Raw genomic sequence first — 7,238 nt, forward strand, 5'->3', positions numbered from 1 at the left:
GCCTGCCAGGCGCGCAGTGCTGGCGATGGTTTCCCCACGACTGCGCAAAGCGACGATACGAGCATGTACGGTAGGATCGGCCGGGCGGCCACGGTACTTGTGTCTGGCCTTCGCCAGCTCAATACCCGGGGTTCGGGGAGCAATGGAACAGGGAAGTCAGTTAAGCCTTCACCAGTGCCGGTCTGTACCTTCCATGCGGGCGTGGCTCTCTGAGAAACAGTGGCGGTCATCCGCACCGCAGGCGATGTCGGTTAGCAAATCGTTCACGGCTTCATCCAGCTCTTCATCCGTGTCATAGGGCACCTTCAGTTCATATTCCCCGTTCGGCCGCCGCGTGGCATCGTATTGGGCAAGATCAAAAAACTCGACATGCTCGATCGAGCGCTTCTTTCCGCGCACGAACTTGCTATTGTTCTCGATGCGCAAGGTCAGCAGGATGGTGGCGACCTTCGGCTGGTCAGCGTTTCCGCTCTCGACCACGGAGACGTTTATCGGCGACTGCGCCGATTGTTTGTACGGGCCGATCTCTACGCCGCGATGCCGCAGGTAGCTGTACAGCGTGCTCTTGGACAAGTGCAGTTTCTGCGCAATGGCAGCGACCGACAGCTTGCGCTCGCGGTATAGGGTCTCGGCCGCCAGCGCTGTCGCTTCGGCCTGCGGCGACAGGCCCTTGGGTCGCCCACCGACCCTGCCACGCGCCCGCGCGGCCGTCAGCCCGGCCTGGGTGCGCTCGCGAATTAGCTCGCGCTCGAACTCGGCCAGCGTGGCGAACAGGTTGAACACGAACCGCCCTTGGGCGCTGGTGGTGTCGATGGGGTCATTCAGGCTGAGCAGCCCGACCTTGCGTTCCATCAGGCTACCCACCAACTCAACCAGGTGCTTGAGTGAGCGTCCCATGCGGTCGAGTTTCCAGATCACCAGCACGTCGCCGCCACGCAACTGGCCCAGCAGTTCATCGAGCGCTGGGCGCGCGGTCTTCGCGCCGCTCGCAACGTCCTGATAAATGCGCTCGCAGCCGGCCGCCTTGAGGGAGTCCACCTGCAAGGCTGGGTTCTGTTCGCGCGTGGATACGCGCGCATAGCCGATTTTCATCGTAATATTTTGCTTTACTCGTTAAGTTTTAATAATATCAAACTTTGATTGTACAAACCACTATTACAGACTGCTTGTTGGCTTACGGACACCTCGCGCCGATCGCTCCATCAGAGTTCATAAAAACGATCGTTTTATTGAACCGTTGCAAAAAAACCGCTTAAAGAGTGTATAAACACCGATGTGCATAAACTCTGATTGGAGAGAGCTTCATGAATACCGTGCGCTGGAACATCGCCGTATCGCCGGACGTGGATCAGTCCGTCCGCATGTTCATCGCCGCGCAAGGCGGCGGTCGCAAGGGCGACCTGTCACGCTTCATCGAGGATGCGGTGCGCGCCTACCTCTTCGAGCGGGCTGTGGAACAAGCCAAAGCCGCTACGGTGGGTATGGGTGAGACAGAACTGAACGACCTCATTGATGAGGCGGTGCAATGGGCGCGTGAGCATTAATGCGGGTCGTCCTCGACACCAACGTATTGCTGGCCGCGCTGATCTCGTCGCACAGCCCACCCGACATCATCTATCGCGGTTGGCTTGCAGCACGCTTTGAACTGGTGACAGGGACGGCGCAGCTTGATGAACTGCGCCGCGTGAGCCGTTACCCGAAGATCAAGGCAATCCTGCCCGCGCATCGCGTCGGCACGATGATCAACAACATGCAGCGCGCCGTTGTGCTGCATGTATTGCCGCCTCTGCCTGATCGCATCGAGGTCAATGATCCGAACGATGCGTTCCTGCTGGCGATGGCACTGGCCAGCGAGGCCGATTACCTTGTGACTGGCGACCGCCGCGCTGGGCTGCTGCAACGCGGTAGCATTGGCCGCACGCGCATCGTCACGCCAGTCACCTTCTGCGCCGAGGCGCTTTGACGCCATGCCGGTCAGCTTCCTGTCCACCACACAACGGGAACGCTACGGCCGCTATCCAGACACGCTTTCCAGCGAAGAGCTGGCGCGCTATTTCCACCTGGACGACGATGACCGCGAGTGGATCGCCACCAAGCGACGCGACAGCAGTCGCCTCGGTTATGCGCTGCAACTGACCACGGCGCGGTTTCTCGGCACCTTTCTGGAAGACCCTACCGCCGTGCCAAGCCCGGTGCTGCATACGCTGTCGTCGCAACTTGGCATCGCCGACCCTTCCGATTGCGTCATTGACTACCGGACAACTCGGCAGCGCTGGCAGCACACGAGCGAGATTCGCACCCGCTATGGCTACCGCGAGTTCACGGGTACCGGCGTCCAGTTCCGCCTTGGCCGCTGGTTGTGCGCGTTGTGCTGGACGGGCACTGACCGCCCGAGTGCGCTGTTCGACTACGCCAACGGCTGGCTGGTCGGCCACAAGGTGCTGCTACCCGGCGTCACCTTGCTGGAGCGCTTTATCGCCGAGATACGCTCACGCATGGAGTCGCGTCTGTGGCGACTACTGGTGCACGGCGTGACACCCGAGCAGCGACAACGCCTCGATGACTTGCTCAAGCTTGTCGAAGGCAGCCGGCAGTCTTGGCTGGATCGATTGCGCAAGGGGCCGGTACGCGTCAGCGCTCCGGCGCTCGTTGCGGCCTTGCTGCGAATCGAAACCGTGCGTGGCTTGGGCATTAAGCTGCCAGGCACCCATGTGCCGCCGAGCCGCATCGCAGCGCTGGCCCGCTTCGCCAGTACTGCCAAGGTATCCGCCGTGGCTCGATTGCCGGAGGTGCGACGCATCGCCACGCTAGTGGCCTTCGTCCACTGCCTGGAAGCCAGCGCGCAAGACGATGCCATCGATGTGCTCGACCTGCTGCTGCGCGAGCTGTTCACCAAGGCTGAGAAAGAAGATCGTAAGGTCAGGCAGCGCTCCCTCAAGGATCTGGATCGGGCCGCCTCGACGCTGGCCGAGGCATGCCGGATGCTGCTCGATCCGGCCCTGCCGGACGGCGAACTGCGCGAGCGCGTCTATGCCGCCATCGGCCACGATGAACTGGCCCAGGCGCTCAATGAAGTGCGCGGTCTGGTGCGCCCGCCCAACGATGTGTTCTACACCGAACTGGAAGCCCGCAAGGCCACCGTCTCGCGCTTCCTGCCGGCGTTGCTGCGCGTCATCCGCTTTGACGCCAATCCGGCCGCGCAACCTTTGGCGCAGGCGTTGCAATGGCTGCATGAGAAGCCCGACCATGATCCGCCCACGGCCATCGTCGGCAAGGCGTGGCAACGCCATGTCGTTCAGGATGATGGCCGCATCAATGCCACAGCCTATTCGTTCTGCGCGCTCGACAAGCTGCGCAGTGCGATTCGCCGCCGCGACGTGTTCATCAGCCCGAGTTGGCGCTACGCCGATCCACGCGCCGGGCTGCTGGCCGGAGCTGAATGGGAGGCCTCGCGGCCTATCGTCTGCCGCTCGCTGAGCCTGTCGGCGCAGCCCGAGGCCACGTTGTCCGAGCTGACGCGCGAGCTGGACGAAACCTACCGCCGCGTCGCCGCGCGCCTGCCCCAGAACGACGCAGTGCGCTTCGAGAACGTTGGCGACAAGACGGAACTGGTGCTCAGTCCGCTTGAAGCATTGGAGGAGCCGCCTTCATTGATCGCGCTGCGCAACGAAATCAAGGCGCGCATGCCGCGCGTCGATCTTCCGGAAATCCTGCTGGAAGTCGCCGGTCGTACTGGCTGCATGGAAGCGTTCACGCACCTGACTGAACGCACCGCGCGCGCGGCCGACCTGACCACCAGCCTGTGCGCGGTGCTGATGGCCGAAGCCTGCAACACCGGCCCGGAACCACTGGTGCGGCCAAACACTCCGGCGCTCAAGCGCGACCGGCTGATGTGGGTCGATCAGAACTATGTGCGTGACGACACGCTGACAGCCTGCAATGCCGTGCTGGTGGCCGCGCAAAGTCGTATCGCACTGGCGCGAACCTGGGGAGGTGGCGATGTGGCTTCGGCCGACGGCATGCGATTCGTGGTGCCGGTGCGCACGATCCACGCTGGACCGAACCCAAAGTATTTCAATCGCGGGCGCGGCGTCACTTGGTACAACTTGCTTTCCGATCAGCGCACCGGACTGAACGCGATCACTGTGCCTGGCACGCTGCGCGACAGTTTGATTTTGCTAGCGGTTGTGCTGGAGCAGCAAACGGAGTTGCAGCCGACCCAGATCATGACCGACACCGGCGCGTACAGCGATTTGGTGTTCGGTTTGTTCCGCCTCTCCAACTATCGATTCTGCCCGCGCCTGGCCGATGTTGGCGGTACCCGTTTCTGGCGCGTCGATCCCGACGCCGACTATGGCGACCTCAATGCGCTGGCCCGGCAGCGTGTGAATCTCGACCGTATCACCCCGCATTGGGATGATGTGCTGCGTCTGGTCGGCTCGCTCAAGCTCGGTCTGGTTCCGGCGATGGGCATCATGCGCACCTTACAGGTCGATGAACGGCCCACCAGCCTGGCGCAAGCCATCGCCGAAATCGGCCGTATCGACAAGACCATCCACACGTTGAATTTCATCGACGACGAAGCCCGCCGTCGCGCCACGCTGCTGCAACTGAATCTCGGTGAAGGCCGCCACAGCCTGGCGCGCGAGGTTTTCCACGGCAAGCGCGGCGAGCTGTTCCAGCGCTACCGCGAAGGGCAGGAAGACCAGTTGAGCGCGCTCGGCCTGGTCGTGAACATGATCGTGCTTTGGAACACGCTGTACATGGATGCGGTGCTGACGCAGTTGCGCAGCGAAGGCTACCCCGTGAAGCCAGAAGACGAGGCACGGCTGTCGCCGTTCGGCCACGAGCACATCAACATGCTCGGACGCTATTCGTTCTCGGTGCCGGAAGCTGTCGCGCGCGGCGAGCTGAGACCGTTGACCAAACCGAATGATCCTTAAAAACCTTGGAAATTCACCATGCAACAAATGACGCAACAACCGTTGAACGATGCCCAGCTTGATCGGCTGGGCGACTTTCTCGAAGGAGTCGGCGCACCTGCAATGAATCTCGAAATGCTCGATGGGTTCTTTGCCGCACTCATTTGTGGTCCAGAAACGGTTTTGCCCAGCGAATACTTGCCACAAGTATTCGGGGAAGACCATTGCTTCGACAGCAATGACCAAGCCGCCGAAATTCTTGGCTTGGTCATGCGGCACTGGAACACGATTGCATCAGAATTGTTCCGCACTCTGGAGAAAGACGATGTCTACCTTCCCGTGCTACTCGAAGATGCGGATGGGGCCGTACACGGTAACGACTGGGCACGTGGTTTCATGCGCGGCATTCAATTACGGCCCAATAGTTGGCAAGAGTTGATCGGCAGCGAAGAATTTGGCGGGCCCATGCTGCCAATCATGATCTTGACCCATGAACATGATCCTGATCCCGCCATGCGCCCGCCAGAGATTGCGCCGGACAAACGCGATGAGTTGCTTCAGCCCCTGATTGCCGGACTGACGCACATCTATCGCTACTTTGCCTCACATCGCCAATTGGCAACCCAAGGGCCTTTACGCAGACAACAAGGGTCCTAAGATTGGGAGAAATGATCAGTGCCCATGTGGCAGTGGGCGGAAGTACAAGCATTGCTGTGCTACCAGCGCTCCGACATTTCATTGATACCGGCTTAACTGACTTCCCTGTTCCATTGCTCCCCGAACCCCAATCTGGAGCGACGCAACGAACAATCCAGGGCCTAATGTCCATGGAGTGGTGTTTTCTCGTCACTACTGGGGGAAACTTCATGACTTGTGACAATCCGGTGTTCTTCTTCGAGTCGGAAGGTATTGCTGCAGATCAAGCCGAGCTAAGCATGCCTCTAGGCTCAGAGATATGCTTCTGGGCAAGGCGAGCCATATCGAACAGGCCGCAATACTTCTCGACCGAGCGTTCGACAGTACTGGAGCTTAATCGTCGCTCGGCTCACAACACAAGACGATTTCTCTACACGCGCCAGGAATCACCGTGGGCTTTAGACTTCGCTAGAAAGACGCATAGGCTGCACAGATTGTCATGAATTCGCCAGCCTAAATGACGCCGGCGTCCAGTTTGACTGATAGCTTCGTCCAGTTTATTTGGTGCCAGCGCGGCTCAAGGTGAGCAAGACGGCTCTATACGCCGCGCTGCAATCCACTAGTACAGCCGACTCCTGACATTCCGTGCATTTGTCTTCTGAGAATGACAACGGTGGGCAACTTGAATCTCCCTTTATGGCTAACGCTTGAATTAAGCCGAGTTGCGAAGCAACTTCGGCTTGAATGAATTGTTAGGGCGCACCCGGCGTAGCTTTAAGATGCTCAAACTTGCGCAGCTTTGAGACAAGCACTCTGGCGCCGCTATCATCAATGAATTTCTCGTAGAGGGTAGTGCTCTTTTTGAAGTGCAGATTCAGGCAATTCATTACCTTGCCAATAGCTGCAAGCATGGACTGCACGTGCTCTCGGCTGATACCACTGAGAGCGTGTGCTGCTCGATTGGTGGCGTACCCGTGATCTTGATGAGCGATGCGTTTGTTTCGGTGCTCTCTTGCGAAAGCCGCCTGCTTATGCGCTGCCTCGCACAGAGTCTCCAGTTCATGCTTTAGCGCGGGATCCTCAATCAAAGTGAGCAATGAGTGAATGGTTAAATTCTTCTTGCCGCGGGTCTCAGGCGGGTCAGTCATCCGAGATATGCCAAGCAAAACGCTATCCCACATTTCGTCTTGAGTGATCTTGAAAAATAGTGCGGCGGTGCGGTTCAAAAGCTCCACTGTCTCTTGATCCGAACCGAATAGCTGCCGGTACTGTTGCCACACTATATGTAGTTCAATCAGCTTGCGATGAAGCGTTGCGAAAGCCGTACCAAGCTCATCGCCCATCAACGTTACGTAGTTGGCGTGTACTTCATCCATGGACTGCGTTGATGTCATGTAGTGCGTCCTATCGGCTGAATTAAGCCGACTGACGAAGCCAGTTCGGCTTGAATGAATTGTTAGGGAAGGTCTGAATAACGAGGCCTGAGAGTGCGGGATGTCGCGTCGTTCCGAAGAGTGGCGTTTGAATCTTTGGAATTTCGCCATTTCTGGCGCTTTCCGTGGGAATTTCCTGGTTTACAGGCGCACGCTCCCCATAGCCGGCAGCAACTGCTTTCGCTTCATCCACAGATTGGAGAGCGCAAACAAGGTCAGCACGTGTGCGGTGTTTTTGGCCAGGCCG

8 protein-coding genes and 2 pseudogenes are annotated in these 7,238 nt (G+C 59.1%); 6 read left to right on the forward strand and 4 right to left on the reverse strand.

Annotated features, from left to right (window positions below; genetic code table 11):
* Both F7R02_RS27040 and F7R02_RS23335 read right to left on the reverse strand, forming a co-directional pair.
* Positions 1 to 126, reverse strand: a pseudogene (locus F7R02_RS27040) (recombinase family protein); the annotation flags it as partial.
* A 42-nt stretch (positions 127 to 168) separates the two neighbouring features.
* Complete coding sequence (locus F7R02_RS23335) at positions 169 to 1,092, reverse strand: recombinase family protein (RefSeq protein ID WP_003491216.1); 924 nt, start codon at positions 1,090 to 1,092, stop codon at positions 169 to 171.
* Positions 1,093 to 1,304: 212 nt separating this feature from the next.
* Between F7R02_RS23335 and F7R02_RS23340 the strand changes: the two genes are divergently transcribed.
* The 6 genes from F7R02_RS23340 to F7R02_RS23360 are packed head-to-tail and all read left to right on the forward strand — an operon-like array spanning position 1,305 to position 6,061.
* Complete coding sequence (locus F7R02_RS23340) at positions 1,305 to 1,544, forward strand: ribbon-helix-helix domain-containing protein (RefSeq protein WP_003491212.1); 240 nt, start codon at positions 1,305 to 1,307, stop codon at positions 1,542 to 1,544.
* On the forward strand, positions 1,544 to 1,963 hold the full coding sequence (locus F7R02_RS23345; RefSeq protein ID WP_003491210.1) for a putative toxin-antitoxin system toxin component, PIN family: 420 nt from the start codon (positions 1,544 to 1,546) through the stop codon (positions 1,961 to 1,963). The genes F7R02_RS23340 and F7R02_RS23345 overlap by 1 nt, the downstream gene beginning before the upstream one ends.
* A 4-nt stretch (positions 1,964 to 1,967) precedes the next feature.
* Complete coding sequence (locus F7R02_RS23350) at positions 1,968 to 4,943, forward strand: Tn3-like element ISXc4 family transposase (protein WP_078589579.1); 2,976 nt, start codon at positions 1,968 to 1,970, stop codon at positions 4,941 to 4,943.
* Positions 4,944 to 4,961: 18 nt separating this feature from the next.
* Positions 4,962 to 5,579, forward strand: coding sequence for a YecA/YgfB family protein (locus F7R02_RS23355; RefSeq protein ID WP_235857290.1), 618 nt, complete (start codon positions 4,962 to 4,964; stop codon positions 5,577 to 5,579).
* Complete coding sequence (locus F7R02_RS27605) at positions 5,521 to 5,664, forward strand: SEC-C metal-binding domain-containing protein (RefSeq protein ID WP_235857291.1); 144 nt, start codon at positions 5,521 to 5,523, stop codon at positions 5,662 to 5,664. Before F7R02_RS23355 ends, F7R02_RS27605 begins: the two co-directional genes overlap by 59 nt.
* The gene (locus F7R02_RS23360; protein ID WP_268892713.1) at positions 5,636 to 6,061 is read left to right on the forward strand and encodes a DUF4238 domain-containing protein; all 426 of its coding nucleotides are present in this window, start codon (positions 5,636 to 5,638) and stop codon (positions 6,059 to 6,061) included. Before F7R02_RS27605 ends, F7R02_RS23360 begins: the two co-directional genes overlap by 29 nt.
* Before the next feature lie 249 nt (positions 6,062 to 6,310).
* Here the strand turns inward: F7R02_RS23360 and F7R02_RS23370 are convergent, their stop codons facing one another.
* Together F7R02_RS23370 and F7R02_RS23380 are read right to left on the reverse strand one after the other, a co-directional pair.
* On the reverse strand, positions 6,311 to 6,952 hold the full coding sequence (locus F7R02_RS23370) for an AbiU2 domain-containing protein (protein WP_019238193.1): 642 nt from the start codon (positions 6,950 to 6,952) through the stop codon (positions 6,311 to 6,313).
* Between the two features lie 180 nt (positions 6,953 to 7,132).
* Positions 7,133 to 7,238 (reverse strand): annotated as a pseudogene (locus F7R02_RS23380) (IS5/IS1182 family transposase); the annotation flags it as partial.

Source organism: Xanthomonas cissicola (genome assembly GCF_008801575.1).
Lineage (GTDB): Bacteria > Pseudomonadota > Gammaproteobacteria > Xanthomonadales > Xanthomonadaceae > Xanthomonas > Xanthomonas cissicola.